The 15,712-nt window shown below is 71.0% G+C and carries 12 protein-coding genes; 5 read left to right on the top strand and 7 right to left on the bottom strand.

What is annotated here, in order from left to right:
- Nucleotides 1-104 precede the first annotated feature (104 nt).
- Nucleotides 105-626 carry a sigma-70 family RNA polymerase sigma factor gene (locus tag ACFY36_RS26315; RefSeq protein ID WP_498656573.1) on the top strand — a complete coding sequence of 174 codons (522 nt, stop codon included), beginning with the start codon at nucleotides 105-107 and terminating at the stop codon, nucleotides 624-626.
- On the top strand, nucleotides 623-1,330 hold the full coding sequence (locus ACFY36_RS26310; protein ID WP_499748593.1) for an anti-sigma factor family protein: 708 nt from the start codon (nucleotides 623-625) through the stop codon (nucleotides 1,328-1,330). Before ACFY36_RS26315 ends, ACFY36_RS26310 begins: the two co-directional genes overlap by 4 nt.
- Here the strand turns inward: ACFY36_RS26310 and ACFY36_RS26305 are convergent.
- From ACFY36_RS26305 to ACFY36_RS26285, 5 genes are all read right to left on the bottom strand, one after another.
- Nucleotides 1,323-2,327 carry an ABC transporter permease gene (locus ACFY36_RS26305; protein ID WP_499748592.1) on the bottom strand — a complete coding sequence of 335 codons (1,005 nt, stop codon included), beginning with the start codon at nucleotides 2,325-2,327 and terminating at the stop codon, nucleotides 1,323-1,325. The two genes, ACFY36_RS26310 and ACFY36_RS26305, sit on opposite strands and share 8 nt — an antisense overlap.
- Nucleotides 2,324-3,274 (bottom strand): ABC transporter permease, encoded by a 951-nt coding sequence (locus tag ACFY36_RS26300; protein WP_499748591.1) that lies wholly within the window; start codon nucleotides 3,272-3,274, stop codon nucleotides 2,324-2,326. Before ACFY36_RS26300 ends, ACFY36_RS26305 begins: the two co-directional genes overlap by 4 nt.
- A complete protein-coding gene (locus tag ACFY36_RS26295; protein WP_499748590.1) occupies nucleotides 3,271-4,773 on the bottom strand; it encodes a sugar ABC transporter ATP-binding protein in 1,503 nt (500 codons plus the stop codon). Before ACFY36_RS26295 ends, ACFY36_RS26300 begins: the two co-directional genes overlap by 4 nt.
- 85 nt (nucleotides 4,774-4,858) lie before the next feature.
- The gene (locus tag ACFY36_RS26290; RefSeq protein WP_499748589.1) at nucleotides 4,859-7,582 is read right to left on the bottom strand and encodes an AbfB domain-containing protein; all 2,724 of its coding nucleotides are present in this window, start codon (nucleotides 7,580-7,582) and stop codon (nucleotides 4,859-4,861) included.
- Between the two features lie 9 nt (nucleotides 7,583-7,591).
- Nucleotides 7,592-8,650 (bottom strand): ABC transporter substrate-binding protein, encoded by a 1,059-nt coding sequence (locus ACFY36_RS26285; RefSeq protein ID WP_499748588.1) that lies wholly within the window; start codon nucleotides 8,648-8,650, stop codon nucleotides 7,592-7,594.
- A gap of 287 nt (nucleotides 8,651-8,937) precedes the next feature.
- On the opposite strand from ACFY36_RS26285, the gene ACFY36_RS26280 reads away from it, so the two are divergent.
- Nucleotides 8,938-9,150 (top strand): hypothetical protein, encoded by a 213-nt coding sequence (locus tag ACFY36_RS26280; protein WP_499748587.1) that lies wholly within the window; start codon nucleotides 8,938-8,940, stop codon nucleotides 9,148-9,150.
- Here ACFY36_RS26280 and ACFY36_RS26275 read toward each other — a convergent pair.
- The gene (locus ACFY36_RS26275; protein WP_499748586.1) at nucleotides 9,105-12,323 is read right to left on the bottom strand and encodes an ATP-binding protein; all 3,219 of its coding nucleotides are present in this window, start codon (nucleotides 12,321-12,323) and stop codon (nucleotides 9,105-9,107) included. The two genes, ACFY36_RS26280 and ACFY36_RS26275, sit on opposite strands and share 46 nt — an antisense overlap.
- 225 nt (nucleotides 12,324-12,548) lie before the next feature.
- On the opposite strand from ACFY36_RS26275, the gene ACFY36_RS26270 reads away from it, so the two are divergent.
- Entirely contained in the window at nucleotides 12,549-13,172 is a 624-nt protein-coding gene (locus ACFY36_RS26270) for a response regulator transcription factor (RefSeq protein WP_499748585.1), read from the top strand.
- Between the two features lie 7 nt (nucleotides 13,173-13,179).
- Nucleotides 13,180-14,211 (top strand): S66 family peptidase, encoded by a 1,032-nt coding sequence (locus ACFY36_RS26265; RefSeq protein WP_499748584.1) that lies wholly within the window; start codon nucleotides 13,180-13,182, stop codon nucleotides 14,209-14,211.
- Here the strand turns inward: ACFY36_RS26265 and ACFY36_RS26260 are convergent.
- Nucleotides 14,195-15,676, bottom strand: a complete 1,482-nt coding sequence (locus tag ACFY36_RS26260; RefSeq protein WP_499748583.1) for an MFS transporter — start codon at nucleotides 15,674-15,676, stop codon at nucleotides 14,195-14,197. The genes ACFY36_RS26265 and ACFY36_RS26260 overlap by 17 nt on opposite strands.
- Nucleotides 15,677-15,712 lie beyond the last annotated feature (36 nt).

The raw sequence follows: 15,712 nt of genomic DNA, 5'->3' as shown, positions 1-15,712 counted from the left end.
CGGCGAGGGGGACCGGGCGCCGTTCTTGTTGTCGCGCCGTCGAACCGAGTTCACCGCAACGGTGTAATACCTTGTGGCGGACAGGCACTGAGGGGACGGGCGCGATGCGGCGACGGGTGAGCCCCGACGAGGAGCTGATGACCGCGCTCTACAACGAGCACTACGCGGTCCTGCTCAGCTTCGTCCTGCGTTATGTGCACGACCGGCACCGGGCCGAGGACCTCGTGCAGGAGACGTTGCTGCGGGCCTGGAAGCACATCGACACCCTCGACACCGACACCGGGCGCACCCGGTCCTACCTGCTCACCATCGCGCGCAACGTGGTGACCAACGCGTGGCGGGCCGAGCAGCGCCGGCCACATCTGGTGGCCGACGAGGCCGCGGTGAACGCGATGCCCTCGGCCGACAACGTCGACCAGCTGGTCGAGGGGTGGCTGGTGGCCGAGGCGCTGGAGCGGCTCTCCGACGAGCATCAGGCCGTGGTCCGGGCCATGTACTACGAGGGGCAGAGCGTGGCCGACGCGGCGCGGAAGCTGTCGGTGCCGGAGGGCACGGTGAAGTCGCGGGCCTACTACGCGGTGCGGGCGCTGCGCACTGCGTTCGAGGAGATGGGGGTGCTGCGATGAGCACGGATCCCCGGGAGAGCCACGACGACCTGCGACGGCTGCTCGGCGGCTATCTGCTCGGCGGCCTCGACGAGGCCGACACCGACCGGCTCGACGCCCACCTGCGCGACTGCGACGAGTGCCGCGACGAGCTCGACCGGCTCGCCCCCGTCCCGGAGCTGCTGCGGCGGCTGCCGGCCGCGGACCGGTCGGGGCCTCCGGTCAGCATGTCCGCCCGCCCCACGCAGGAGAACATCGACGGGCTGCTGCGGCGGATGCGGGCCGAGCGTCATCGGCAGACCCGCCGGGCGGGAGTCCGGTGGCTGGCCGCGGCGGCCGTGGTGCTGATCGCGGTGGCGGTCGGCATCGGCGTGATCCGCGGCAGCCGCCAGGACAACCGTCCGGCCGCGCTGCCCAGCGCCGAGCTGGTCACCGCCCAGTTCGAGCCGGCGCAGGGCAGCGGCATGTCGGGGCAGGCCGTGCTCACCCCCAAGACGTGGGGCGTCTCGGTCGCCCTCGACGTGACCAAGCTGCGTGGCGCCGGGCCGTTCCACTGTCAGGTGCGCGGCTCGTCGGGCCAGGTCGAGCAGGCCATGGTGTGGGGGCCGACGCCGAGCGGCAACGCCAAGGTGATCGGCGCCAGCTCCCTCCAGATCCGTAACGTCCGGTCGATCGAGGTGGCCGATCACAACGGCCACGTGCTGGGCAAGGCGACGCTCAAGTGATCCTTCGCAGACGTACGAGATAGGTCTGTGCCACCACGACCAGCGCGAGGAAGGCGCCGCTGATGACCTGTTGCCAGTTGCTGTTGACGTTGCCGACCTGGTTGATCAGGTTCTGGATCACGCCGAGCAGCAGCACACCGGCGACGGTGCCGGCGATCGTGCCGGCGCCGCCGGTCAGCAACGTTCCGCCGATCACCACGGCGGCGATCGCGTCGAGCTCCATGCCGGTGCCCAGGACAGTGACGCCGGAGCCGAGCTTGGCCGCGTTGATCGCGCCGGCGATGCCCGCCAGCAGGCCCGACAGCACGTACACCGCGACCTTTGTCCGGCGTACGGGCACGCCCATCAGCGCCGCCGCGTCCTCGCTGCCGCCGATCGCGTGGACGGACGCGCCGAAGCGGGTCCGGGCCAGCACGATCATGCCGAGCGCGACCAGCGCGGCGACCAGCCAGACCTGATATCCGATGTCGAGGAAGGAGCCGGTGCCGAGCCGGCGGAGCGCGTCGTCGCGCACCAGGTAGGTCTCCGAGCCCTCGGCGCTGATCGCCCGCATGAGGCCGCGCGCGCCGAGCAGAGCCGCCAAGGTCACGATAAAAGGTGCCATTCGGGTGTACGCAATAAGCAGCCCATTAGCCATGCCGATCGCACCGCAGACCGCGAGTGGCAGCGCGAACGCGGCGAGAATTCCGTATTGCGAGGCCCAGGCGGCCAGCACGCCACCGAGCACGTAAAGCGATCCCACCGACAGGTCGATCCCGCCGGTAATGATCACAAAAGTCATTCCCAGAGCGATCAACATCGGTGGTGCGGCCGCCACCAGAATGGTCGCCGCGTTGTCGAAACCGCGGAAGCCGGGAAAGGCCACCAGCGAGATCAACACGACGATGACCAGGACGGCGAGGGCGCCCTGGCGCTGCACGGCGCCGACCACGCGGTCGGTGCGCTCGGCCTTGCGGACGTCCTCGACCACGACGGCGGGCGCCTCGGACACGGTCACCGGGTCCTCCTCTCCCGGGCCACGTAGACCGCGATCAGGATGATGACGGCCTGCGCCATCTCGGTTGTCGAGGGCTGGAGGTCGTGCTTGATCATCGTGGCGATCACCAGCTGCATGAGCAGGGCGCCGGCCACGGTACCCAGGACGCGGACCTTGCCGCCGGTGAGCGGGGTGCCCCCGACGACCACGGCGGTGATCGCGGACAGCTCGATGAGCAGGCCGACCGCCGACGCGTCGCTCGACTGGATGCGGGCCACCGAGAGCAGCCCGGCGATCGAGGCGAGCACAGCGCACAGGACGTACACCGTGACCAGCACGCGCTTGACCGGCAGGCCGGCCAGCTCGGTGGCCCGGCGGTTGCCGCCGACGGCCAGCAGCCGCCGGCCGAAGACCGTGCGCCGGACCAGGAACGCCACGGCCAGCACCAGCACCGCGGCCACCCAGACGAGCACGGGGACGCCGAGTAGGTCACCCGAGCCGAGGTAGAGCAGGTCAGGGTTGCGGACGTCCTTGAGCTGGCCCTCGCTGATGACCACGGCCAGCCCGCGGCCGCCGACGAACAGGGCGAGGGTGGCCACGATCGGCTGGAGCCCGATCCGCGCCACCAGGACGCCGTTGATCAGGCCGACCGCGACGCCGGCCAGCAGCGACACAAGGACGGCCGCGACCACCCCGTACCCCAGGTAAAGGGGTATGAGAGCCGCCGCGAGGGCCATCACCGAGCCGACCGACAGGTCGATGCCCTCGGTGCCGATCACCAGGGCCATGCCGAGGGCGACGATCACGACGGGCGCCACCTGGATCAGCTGGATGCGCAGGTTGCTCCAGGTCAGGAAGTACGGCGTGAAGAAGACGTTGTAGAGCACGAGCACCGCGATGGCCAGGTAGACGCCGTACTTCGGAAGCCAGGCGGCGCTGATGCGCGGCCGGACCGCTAGAACAGTCATGATCGTTCTCCCGCGATGGCGGCCATCAGGTCCTCGGTGGTGACCGCCGCCCCGGTCAGGGTGCCGACGACGACGCCGTCGCGCAGCACCACGACCCGGTCCGAGCCCTCGATCAGCTCCTCGGCGTCCGACGAGACCAGCACGACGCCGAGCCCCTCGGCCGCGAGTTCGTCGATCAGCGCCTGGACCTCGGCCTTGGCGCCCACGTCGATGCCGCGGGTCGGCTCGTCCAGCAGCAGCACCTTGGGCCCGGTGGCCAGCAGCCGGGCCAGCAGCACCTTCTGCTGGTTGCCGCCGGAGAGGTCGCCGACGGCCTGGTCCGGGCTCGCTGCCTTGATCCGCAACCGGGTCATGTACGTCGTCACGACCTCGTCGACGCGCGCGTCCGAGACCAGGCCCAGCCGCGACATCCGCGGAAGGATGGCCAGCGCGATGTTCTCCCGTACGGACAGTGCCGGAATGATCCCCTCGGCCTTGCGGTCCTCGGGCTGGACGGCGATGCCGGCCTTGACCGCGCGCACGGTCGTGGGCTTCTTCAACGCGAGGCCGTCGACCTCGATGTTGCCGCTGTCCAGGTGATAGGCCCCGCCGACGGCCTTGACGGTCTCGCTGCGCCCGGCTCCCAGGAGGCCGCCGAGCCCGACCACTTCGCCCGGCCGCACGTCGAAGCTGACGTCGTGCAGTTTGTGCCGGCTGTTCAGCTCACGCACCCGCAGGACGGGCGGCGCCTCGGCGTCGCCCGTGCCGGCGCCGGAGAAGGCCGTCGTGCCCTCGGTCATCTCCCGTCCGAGCATGAGCGAGACCAGCTTGATCCGGGGCAGCGACGCCAGCTGTCCGGTGTGCACGACCCGGCCGTCGCGCAGGATCGTGACCGCGTCGCAGATCTCGTAGAGCTCGTCCAGCCGGTGGCTGACGTAGACGATGCCGATGCCGCGCGCGTGCAGGTCGCGGATGATCCCGAACAGGGTCCGCACCTCGCGCGGCTCGAGCGACGAGGTCGGCTCGTCCATGATGACGACCTTGGCGTCGACCATCACGGCGCGGGCCAGGGCGACCATCTGCTGCGCGCCGAGCGCGAGGGTGCCGAGCGGGCGCCGAACGTCGGTGGTGACGCCGTAGCCGGCCAGGATCGCGCGGGCCTCGCGCTCCATCCGCCGGCGGTCGAGCAGGCCGAGGGCGTTGCGGGGCTCCCGGCCGAGGAAGAGGTTCTGGGCCACGCTCATCAACGGGACGAGGTTGACCTCCTGATAGATGGTCGAGATGCCGGCCTGTTGCGCGTCCATCGGCGTGCCGAACCGGGCCGGCGAACCCCGGTAGGTGATCTCGCCGTCGTCGGGCTGGTAGACGCCGGTGAGCACCTTGATCAAAGTGGACTTGCCGGCGCCGTTCTCGCCGACCAGGGCGTGCACCTCGCCGGGCCTCAGGGTGAACGAGACCCGGTCGAGGGCGCGCACGCCGGGGAAGGTCTTGGAGACCTCGGTGACGTGGAGCAATGTCATGCTGAGCCTTCCTGCGGCATGCCCTTCAGGCCCTCGCCTGCGATGCCGTCGACCGGTGCGGCTGGGTGCCGCTCGGTGCAGGCGGTCATGCCAACGGCCCCGCGTTGTTCCAGGTCGCATCGGCGTTGAAACTGGTGGCGTTGTCCCAGGTGTTACCGCCGCCGTTGGTGGCTATGTAGACCGCCTCGGCGTAGTGCCGCCAGTAGTAGCCGGGGTAATTGATCGACTCCAGGGACAGGTTTCCGCCGCTGAGGCCGGGCTGCCCGCAGAACGTGGCGTCCTGGGCGAAGACGGCCGAGCCGTCGTTGCTCGCCTTCTGCAGCCGATATCCGGCGTGTCTCAGATACTGCCCGGGGTAGTTGACCGACTCGAACGTGTAGCAGCTGTTGTCGGCCAGGCCGGCCCGGACGGTGAAGGTGGCGTCCTGCCGGTCGGTGGCCGGGCTCGCGGTGGTGATCACGTCGGTGCGGGCCAGGCCGTCGCGGTGCCGCAGATATCGGGTGTCGTATCCGGCCGTGGTGACCCGGAACGACCGGTTCTGCCCGACGGTCAGGTCGGCACCGCTGCGCCACAGCGGGGCGCCGATGGCCCAGGTCGCGTCGTCGTTGAACGAGCCGCCGCTCGGAGCGTCCACCCATACCTCTTCGCCGCGGTGGCGCAGGTAGTAGCCGGGCAGGTTGGCCGACTCGAGCGACGTGCCCGCGCCGGACAGGCCCGGGCGGCCGCAGAACGTGGCGTCGGCCGTGAAGGTGCCGCCGCTGTTGGCCTCCCGGTAGACACGGTAGGCGCGATGCCGCAGGTACTGGCCGGGGAAGTTCCGCGACTCGAACGAGTAGCAGGCCGCGTTGGACAGGCCGGGCCGCACCCAGTAGGTGGCGTCCTGCCGGTCGCTGGTCGAGCTCGCCGTGCCGATCACGTCGGTCCGGGCGGCGCCGGCCGCGTGCCGCAGGTAGCGGTTGGTATATCCGGGCGTGGTCACCCGCAGCGAGGCGAGCCGGTTGACCGAGAGCGCTCCGCTGATCACCCGCTGGTTGACCTCACGGACCCGGGCGAAGTCCATCTTCTGGACCTGACGGTCGTACGTGAAGAAGCCGTTGAGCTCCTCCTCGACGTCGGTGGGCTCGGTGTAGACGGATCCGGACAGGCCGTTGCCGTTCATCAGGTCGACCAGGCGGGACGTGATCTGCACGTAGCGGCTGGTCAGGGCGTTGGAGTCGGGCAGCCACTCGTACGCGAACTTGCCGCTGGTCGGCCACTCGTGCCCGGCCGAGCGCAGGCCGAGGCCGCCGTACTCGCCGTTGACCACGAACCGGGTCGCCGTGGGCGGCCGCGAAATGCCGGGACCGACGTACGCGTGGTCGTCGATCACGTCGCCGTTGCCCGGATCGGGGTCGGAGTCGCAGCAGTTGGAGCCCGAGTTGTGGTTGACCATCCGGGTCGGGTCGAGGCTCTTGACCAGATCGGCGATGCGGCCGGCGTCGTACTCGCCCCAGCCCTCGTTGAACGGCACCCACTGGACGATCGACGTGATGCCCTTGTGCTGGTCGATCATCGCCCGCAGCTCCTTCTCGAAGCGCGTGCGCCCGGCCGTGGACGGCTCGCGGCCGCTGGCCAGGGCCGGCATGTCCTGCCAGACCATCAGGCCGAGCCGGTCGGCCCAGTAGAACCAGCGGTCGTTCTCGACCTTGATGTGCTTGCGGACCATGTTGAAGCCCAGCGCCTTCTGCTGCTCCAGGTCGAAGCGCAGCGCGGCGTCGGTCGGCGCGGTCGCGATGCCGTCCGGCCAATAGCCCTGGTCGAGGGTGCCGAGCTGGAAGACGAACTTGCCGTTGATCGTCGGCCGGAGCACGCCGCCGAGCATCGCCTTGCCCAGTGAGCGCATCCCGAAGTAGCCGCCCACGGCGTCGCCGCTGCTCAGGGTGACGCGCAGGTCGTACAGGAAAGGATCTGTGGGTGACCACAACCGGGCGTTCGGCACCGGCACGCGGAAGGAGGCGCCGACCGTGCCGGTGGCCGAGCCGACCACCGTGCCGCCGGAGAGGACCTGCGCGGTCACGGTCTGACCGCTCGCGTTGGCCGCCTGCACGACCAGGTCGAGGCCGCCGGCGGCGACGTTCGGGGTGGTGTCGAGCCGGGTGACGCGGGCCGGGTTCGTCGGTTCCAGCCAGACGGTCTGCCAGATTCCCGAGTACGGCGTGTAGAAGATCCCGCCGCGGCTCAGCCGCTGCTTGCCGACCGGGATGTCCTGGGTCTCGACCGGGTTCCAGACGCCGACGATGATCTCGTTGCTGCCGGCGCGCAGGGCGCTGGTGATGTCGTACGAGAACTTGTCGTAGCCGCCCTCGTGCGTGCCGAGCAGGGTGCCGTTGACCCAGACCTTCGACTGCCAGTTGACGGCGCCGAAGTTGAGCTGGACGTTGCGGCCCGACCAGCCGGCCGGGACGGTGAAGGCGCGCCGGTAGTACGAATAGTCCTGGCGCCGCATGATCCCGGAGAGCGCGCTCTCGATCGGGTACGGGACGAGGATCTCCTCGCCGAGCGTCTGCCCGGTCGGCGGGGTGTTCAGGTTCGAGGCGCCGGCGAACTGCCAGATGCCGTTGAGGCTCTGCCAGTCGGGCCGGGTGAGCTGGGGCCGGGGATATTCGGGCAGCGGATTGGCCGTGGACACCTGGCTGGTCCACGGGGTGGTCAGCGGCGGCGTCTTGGGGACGAAGGCCGCGGCCGGTCCGGTGGTGACGACGAGGGTCCCGGTGATGGCGACTGCTGTTCCGACGATGGCGACGAGAATTTTCCGAACAAAACTGAACATGGACGCCTCTCAGTACGCGCTGGAGAGATCCGACGTGGCATTGCTCGCGTCGTATTGACGGTCCTGAATGATGATGTCCTGGCCGACCGGCTCGCCGGACAGGAATTTGGTGGCGGTTTCGAAGGCCAGCGGGCCGAACCGCGGATTCGACTCGATGACGGCCGACGCCCAGCCGTCCACGATGGCCTGCACCGCGCCCTTGGTGCCGTCGATCGAGACGACCTTGACGTCGCCGGCCTTCTTGCCGGCGCCCTTGAGGGCGGTGATGGCGCCGAGGGCCATCTCGTCGTTCTCGCCGTAGATCCCGTTGATGTCCGGATTGGACTGGAGCAGTTGCTCGGTGACTTTCTGCCCGTCCTCGCGGGCGAAGTTGCCCGTCTGTTCAAAGACGATCTGGATGTCCGGCGCGATCTTCGCGATCTCGTCCTTGAAGCCGCTCGTGCGCAGCGTGGTCACGTTGTTGCCGGGCGCGCCGAGCAGGATCGCGACCTTGCCCTTGTTGCCGAGTGCCTTCGCCATCTCCGTGGCGGCGCGTTTGCCCTGCTCAGCGAAGTCGGATCCGATGAAGGTGAGATAGTCCTGGCACGGCTTGGCGTTGATCTTCCGGTCGATCGTGATGATCGGGATGTGCTTGGCCGACGCCTTGGCGAAGACCGAATCCCATCCGTCGGAGTTCAGCGGAGCGATGACGAGCAGCTGGACGCCCGAGTCGATCATTTGCTCGACGTCGCTGATCTGCTTGTTGAACTGCGAATTCGCATTGGTGGTCGTCAAATTGACGATGCCCTGTTCGGCCGCCTCGTCCTCGATCGACTGGGTCTCGGCGATGCGGAACGGGTTGGCCTCCTTCTCCGACTGGGAGAAGCCGACCTTGGCCGTTTTGAGGTCCACCTTGGATCCGCCGTACTGCTCGATCGTGCAGGTGGCGGCGCCGGAGGCGGCCGACTGGGCGACCTGGGCGCCACCGGCGGCGGCGGGCGCGGGGTCGTTGTCCTCGGATTTGGCGCAGGCGCTGATCAGGAGAAGGGCCGCGCCGAGAATGGCGGCAGCCGGGCGCACTCGGGTCATGGGGAATGGCTCCTTGCGGTGGATGTGACATCGGGGAGTAACCGCTTGGAAACACATTCCTGCACTAACGAACTTTTCTTGTCAAGGGCAACGGCCGCAAACGCTCAGGAACGCACGTGGAGCATCGGAAAGCGCTTTCCCGCATCGACGGCGATGATCAGAATGCGACAGCGTCAGGCGGCGCGCGATGGGCGGTGGGGCGGCGCGCGATGGGCGGTGGGGCGGCGCGCGATGGGCGGTGGGGCGGCGCGCGGTGCGCGGCGGGGGGCGGTGCGCGGTGAGGGGCGGTGCGGGGTGGGCGGTGCGGTGCGGGGTGGGCGGTGGGCGGTGCGCGGTGGGCGGTGCGCGACCAGGCGGTGCGCGACCAGGCGGTGCGCGACCAGGCGGTGCGCGACCAGGCGGTGCGCGACCAGGCGGTGCGCGACCAGGCGGCGCGCGGTCAGGCGGTGCGCGGTCAGGCGGTGCGGGCTACGTCCCAGCGGGCTGACATCGAGGCGTAGAGGCGGCGGGCCTCGTCGGGGCGGCCGCCCTCCTCGAGGGCCTGCGCGAGCTCGAAGATCCGGCCCACCTTGCGGTAATGCTCGGCCGCGGCCAGTGCCGGGGCCGGATCGCCCGTGAGCAGGGCCCGGCAGCGCAGGTCGGCCGCGTAGGCCCGGGCCGGGCGTACCTCGCGCTCGGCCTCGCCGGCGCAGATGGCGGCCGCCCGCCCGGCGATGTCGGCTCGGCCCTGTGCGAGGGCCAGCCGCACCACGCCGGGCAGCCACTGGTGACGCAGCATGATCGGGGCGTAGGCCGGTTGCAGCAGCGGCTGGAGCAACTCCAGGGCCTCGTCGGCGCGGCCGCGCTGCTCGGCCGCCAGCGCCCGCGCGACCAGGAGGAAGTCGCAATTCTCCCGCTCCGCCTCGCTCGCCGGCACGGCGTCGGCCGCGCCCAGGTGGGCGGCGGCCAGATCCTGGGCGTCGCGGTGCAGCGCGATCAGCGCGGCCACCCCGTGCAGCAGCATCGTGATCGCGCCCGGCTCGCGCTGGCCGTGGAAGGTGATGTCGCCGCTGGCCTCGCCCACCTCGGCCAGCGCCTCGTCCCAGCGCCCGAGCCAGTAGTCCTGCACGGCCGCCGTGACCCGCAGCCCGGCCGGAAGCGGCTGCTCGGCCCGGCGCAGCGTCTCCTGCGCCTCCTCCAGCCGGTCCAGGTTCTGCAGCGAGAACAGGCGGTTGTCGAGGAGGTCGTACGACAGTGAGGTCTCGCCGCGCATCACGGCCAGCGCCCGGTCGGCGTGCTCCAGCGCCCGCTCGTGGTCGCGCCGGATCGAGCTGGTCAGCCAGATCGTCTGGAGCGCGAACGCCGTCTCGTACGGCTGGCCGGCCGCCACCGCCTCGTCGTGCACCCGCCGCGCCCGCTCCTCGGCCCGGTCGAGATCGTCCAGGTCGCCGCGGCGGAAGTTGGCCAGCAGCACCCGGTGCCGCGAGCGCCAGATCGACGGCACCCGGTGATCGTCGACCGCGTCGCGCAGCATCGCGACCGCCTCGGCCTCCTCGCCCCGGCGATGCCGCATGGTGGCCAGCAGCTGGCGCATCTCGGCCCGGTCGCCCGGATCGGTGGCCAGGCTCAGCGCCTCCTCGGCCTCGGTCATCGGGAAGCGCTCGCGCCGGAACTCCAGCCGCACCAGGGCCACCAGCAGCACCCCGCGTTGCCCGGCCGAGGGCAGATCGGTGGCCAGCGTGCGCCGGATCAGGTCGCCGGCGATCTGCGGCGCCCGGCGGACCACCTCGGCGTGGTGCTCGACCAGCCACGACAGCACCCAGGTGTCGACCGCCGGCGCCGAGGCGTTCAGCTGCTCGGCCACGCGGGTCAGCGGGCTGCCCCCGGCCGCCAGCACCTCGGCCGCGTGCCGGTGCAGGCCCGCCCGCAGCGCCGGTGGGACGCTGGCGACCAGCGCCTGGCGCAGGAACGGGTGACGGAACGCCAGGTCGGTGCCGCTGTCCACCAGCACGCTGGCCGACAGCGCCTCCTCCAGCGCGCCGACCAGGTCGAGGGCCGAGCGGCCGGTGACCGCCACGACCTCGCTCACCGAGAACTCCGAGCCCAGCAGGGCGGCCAGCCGCAGCACCTCGCGGGTCTCGCCGGAGAGCACGTCCAGGGCCGCGTGCACCGCGTCGAGCAGGGTCTGCGGCGGGTCGACGGTCACGTCCGGCCCGATGTCGGCCCGGCCGCCCGAGATCTCGACCGCGTCGCGCTGCCGCAGCGCCTCGACCAGCTCGCGGGCGAACAGCGGGTTGCCGCCGGAACGGGCGGCCAGCGCGCGCAGGTTCGGGCCGGGCGGGGCGCCGATCAGCGCGCTGACCAGCCGGTCGAGCTCGGCCGGGGCGAGCGGGCCCAGATCGAGCGGCATCCGCTGCCGTGACCGGACCCGGTTGCGCAGCGCGGCCTGGTGCGCGTCGGGGCGGGCCGCCGCGACCAGCAGCAGCGGCGTGCGGGGGACCAGGGTCAGCAGCCGCTCCCAGACCCGCACGGTCGCGCTGTCGGCCCACTGCATGTCGTCGACCACGAGGATCAGCGGGGCCGTGCCGCAGGCGGAACGGACGGCGGCGACGATTTGGTCGTCGGCCGGCTCCGGCCCGTCCGCGTCCGGCGGCTGGCCCAGGGCCCGGAACAGCACCTGCAACGGCACCTGCGAGCCCAGCTGGTCGGCCGCGCCCCAGGCCACCCGGCATCCGGAACGGGCGGCGTCGGCGAAGGCGTGCGTCAGCAGCTCGGTCTTGCCGATGCCGGGCTCGCCGGAGATCCAGACGGCGCCGCCGACACCGGCCGCCACCGAGCGGACCAGACTTCGAAGGTGATCGATTTCGGCCACTCGGCCCACCCAGGATCGGCCGGCCAGGCCGTCCCGCAGCGCCTTGGCGATCGGGGTCGGCACGACCGTACGGGTCGAGCGCTCCTCGGCGCCCCCGAGCACCTGCCGCTGCACCGACCGCAGGCCCGGACCGGGCTCGATGCCCAGCTCGGCCACGAGCGTCCGCCGGGCCGTGCGGAAGACCTCCAGCGACTCGCCGTGCCGGCCGGCCTGGTGCAGCGCCCGCATCAGCAACTCGTGCAACGGCTCGTGCAGCGGATGGTCGTGGACCAGCGCGGTCAGCTCGGCGATCAGCCCGTCGTCGCCGCCGGCCTCCAGCCGCAGCCGGGCCCGCTGCTCGGCCGCGGTCAGCCGCAGCTCGGCCAGGCGCTGCCGGTCGAGCTCGAGGAAGGGGCCGGCCAGGGTGGCGTACGCGTCGCCGTGCCACAGGGACAGAGCCTCGTCGAGCCGGGTCACCGCGGTGCTCGCGTCGCCCGCCGCCAGCGCGGCGCTCGCCTGCGCGCGCAGGCTCTGGAACCGGGCCGAGTCGAGCTGGTGGGGGTCGAGACGCAGCAGATAGCCGCCGGCGCCGGTGCCGAGCATGGGCGGTTCGAGCATGCGGCGCAGTCCCGAGACGTACGTATAAATACTGCCGACCGCCGTCGCCGGCGGTGAGTCGCCCCAGGTGGCGGTGATCAGCTCGTCGCGGCCGACGGTGCGGCCGGCGTGTGCCGCCAGCACCGCGAAGACGGCCCGCTGCCGGGCCGGGCCCAGATCGATCTCCTCGGCGCCGACCCACGCGCGCACCGGCCCGAGCACACTGACGCGCAAGACGTTCGCCACGTGTCCTCCCAGGTCGGTGAGTGTCAACTTCAGGGGAGACGGGCCGGGTGTCAATGGATAACACAAACCGCACGGACGGGCACTGATCGGGGTCAGCGCTTCCCAGCCCGCATCAGCCTCTGTTGAACTGTTTCATCGGCCTTGCCGGCCCGATGAAGGATCCGTGAAGGTTCCCTGAAGGCACTTCTCACAGACTGGCTCCACCGCCAGGCGAGGGGAGCAGCCGTGGAACAGATCCGGGTCGCCGTGCAGGCGACGGACCCGCTCAGTCATGCCGGACTCGCCGCGTTGCTCCAGTTCCGGAGCGACCTGACCGTGCTGCGCAACGCCCAGCGGGCCGAGGCCGACGTGCTCGTGGTGGCCGCCGAGCGGCTCAGCACCGAGGTGGTGGCCAGCCTGCGCCGGGCCACCGGCGAGACCAGCGCGCCGGTCGTGCTCGTGGTGCAGGACATCGACGAGGGCGACCTGCTGACCGCCGTCGAGTGCCGGGTCATGGCGATCCTGCCGCGCGGGGCGGTGAACCCCGACCGGCTGGCCCACAGCGTGCGGGCCGCGGCCACCGGCGGCGGCGTGATGCCGCCCAACCTGATCGGCGAGCTGCTCAAGCACGTCGAGCGGATGCAGCGCGACGTGCTCGCCCCGAACGGGCTGAACGCCTCGGGGCTGAGCCCGCGCGAGGTCGACGTGCTGCGGCTGATGGCCGACGGCTTCGACACCAACGAGATCGCCGGCAAGCTCTGCTACTCGGAGCGGACGGTCAAGAACGTCATCTACGGCGTGACGCATCGGCTGAAGCTGCGCAACCGCTCGCATGCGGTGGCCTACGCCCTGCGGGCCGGGATGATCTGATGGCGGGATGGATTCACCCCCCAAACTGAAGCAGGGCGACCGGGTGGCCGTCGTCTCCCCGTCGTGGGCCGGTCCCAGTGTCTTCCCCGCCGTGCACGAGCAGTCGCTGCGCCGCATCCGCGAGGATCTCGGGCTCGAGCCGGTCGAGTTCCCCTTCACCCGCGTGCAGGGCACGCCGGCCGAGCGGGCGGCCGATCTGATGGCCGCCTTTGCCGACCCGGCGATCCGGGCGGTCTTCGCGACCATCGGCGGCAGCGACCAGATGACCGTACTGCCGCACCTCGATCCTCAGATTTTCCGGGCCGACCCGAAGCCGTACTTCGGATATTCCGACAACACCAACATGCTGAACTGGCTGTGGGCGCACGGCATCGCGAGCTATCACGGCGGCTCGACGATGGTGCACCTGTCGCGTGGGCCGTCGATCGACGCCGAACATCTGACCTCGCTGCGGGCGGCGCTCTTCGAGACCACCGACCTGCCGATCACCCCGGTGCCGGGCTTCCGCGACGAGGAGATCAACTGGGAGGATCCGCGGGCGCTGATCGACGCGGCGCCGGTCGAGCCCAACCCGGGCTGGGTGTGGCACAACGCCGACCGGGTGGTCACCGCGCCGACCTGGGGCGGCAGCATGGAGATCTTCCACTGGAGCCTGGCCGCCAACCGGTGGATCCGGCCGAACGCCGACTACGCCGGCTCGATCCTGCTGCTGGAGACGTCCGAGGAGATGCCGGAGGCCGAGACCGTCTTCCGGATGTTGCGCAACGCGGGGGAGCGGGGCCTGCTCGAGCAGTTCCCGGTCGTGCTGATGGCCGCGGCCAAGGCCAGCCAGTTCGGCTCCCGCCCCGATCGAGCCGATCGGGACGGATATCGCGATGAGCAGCGTACGGCCGTACTGCGGGCCCTGGAGACCTACAACCCCTCGGCGATGGCCGTCTTCGGCGTCGAGTTCGGGCACACCGGGCCGCAGTGGATCCTGCCGTACGGGGGCCGCCTGACGGTCGACGGCCCGCAACGCCGGATCATTGCCCACTTCTGACCGGTTCGGCGCGGCTCGGGTGCACCGGCGGTGCGCCCGGGTCGCAGAACGACTTGACCGGCGTGTGCCCGCGCAGTCGTGTCGGGATCAGGAACCAGGCCACCACACCACCCGCCACCATCAGGGCCGCACAGATCATCATGGTGTTGCGATAGACCGGTGACAGCTGGGCCGAGTCGGTCAGGTTGCCGCTGCCCAGACCGGCCGCGAGCGGGAGCACCGCCACCGCCAGCAGACCGGCGGCCCGGGCCACCGCGTTGTTGACCCCGGAGGCGATTCCGGCGTACGCGTCGTCGAGCGCACCGAGAGCCGTGGACGTCAACGGCGCCACGAGCAACGTCAGGCCCAGCCCGAAGACGATCACCGAGGGAAGGACGCCGGTCCAGTAGTTCGCGCCGGCGCCGATCCGCGACATCATCAGCAGCGCCAGCGCGCAGATCAGCGGGCCCACCGTCATCGGGATGCGCGGGCCGATCCGCTGGCCGAGCGCGCCCGAGCGGGCCGAGAACAGCAGCATCAGCACGGTCGAGGGCAGCAGCGCCGTCCCGGCCAGCAGCGGCGAGAAGCCGGCCACGACCTGGAGGTTGATGACGAACAGGAAGAAGACGCCGCCGTTCGCCCCGTAGACCAGGAAGGTGACCAGGTTGGCCCCGCTGAACGCCTTGCTCTTGAAGATCGACACCGGCATCATCGGCTGCCGCGCGCGCCGCTCGGCCAGCACGAAGGCGACCAGGCCGAGCACGCCCAGCGCGAGCGTGCCGAGCACCACGGGATCGCCGGCGCCGCGCATCGGCCAGGCTGTGAAGCCGTACGTCAGACCAGCGAGACCGATCGCCCCGGTCAGCACGCCCACGTAGTCGATGTGGCCGCTCGCGTCCGGATTGCGCGACTCGGGCACGTGCTTGGCCGCGACCAGCAGCACCAGGGCGGCCAGCGGCACGTTGATCAGGAAGATGTAGCGCCAGTCGCCGATACCGACCAGCCATCCGCCGATGAACGGTCCCAGCGCGCCGCCGATGCCGGCCAGGCCGGACCAGGCGCCGATCGCCTTGGACCGGTCGTCGCGATCGAACGAGGCCTCGAGGATCGCCAGCGAGCCCGGAGTCAGCAGGGCGCCCCCGATGCCCTGCAGGATCCGGGCGGTGATCAGCCAGCCGATGTTCGGCGAGAGACCGCAGAGCAGCGAGGCCACCGCGAACCAGGTGACGCCGAGCATGAAGATCCGCTTCCGCCCGAACCGGTCACCCAGCGACCCGCCGAGCAGAATCAGCGCGGCCAGGCTCAGCGCGTAACCGTTGATCGTCCATTGCAGACCGGCGGCGTCGGCGCCGAGATCACGCCCGATCTCGGGCAGCGCGATGTTGACGACGGTCGAGTCGATGAAGGCCAGGCTGGAGCCGAGCACTGTCGCCAGCAACACCCATCGGCCGGCCGGCGTGCTGTAACGCACCATGGTGGCATTCATGCGCCCGACACTATCTCCGGCCGCCCGGCGCCGGGA

The sequence above is a fragment of the Actinoplanes sp. NPDC000266 genome, assembly GCF_042899005.1.
In the GTDB taxonomy this organism is placed as follows: Bacteria; Actinomycetota; Actinomycetes; order Mycobacteriales; family Micromonosporaceae; genus Actinoplanes.
The sequence above is the reverse complement of the archived record's forward strand: the minus strand, read 5'-3'. Positions and strand labels throughout refer to the sequence as shown.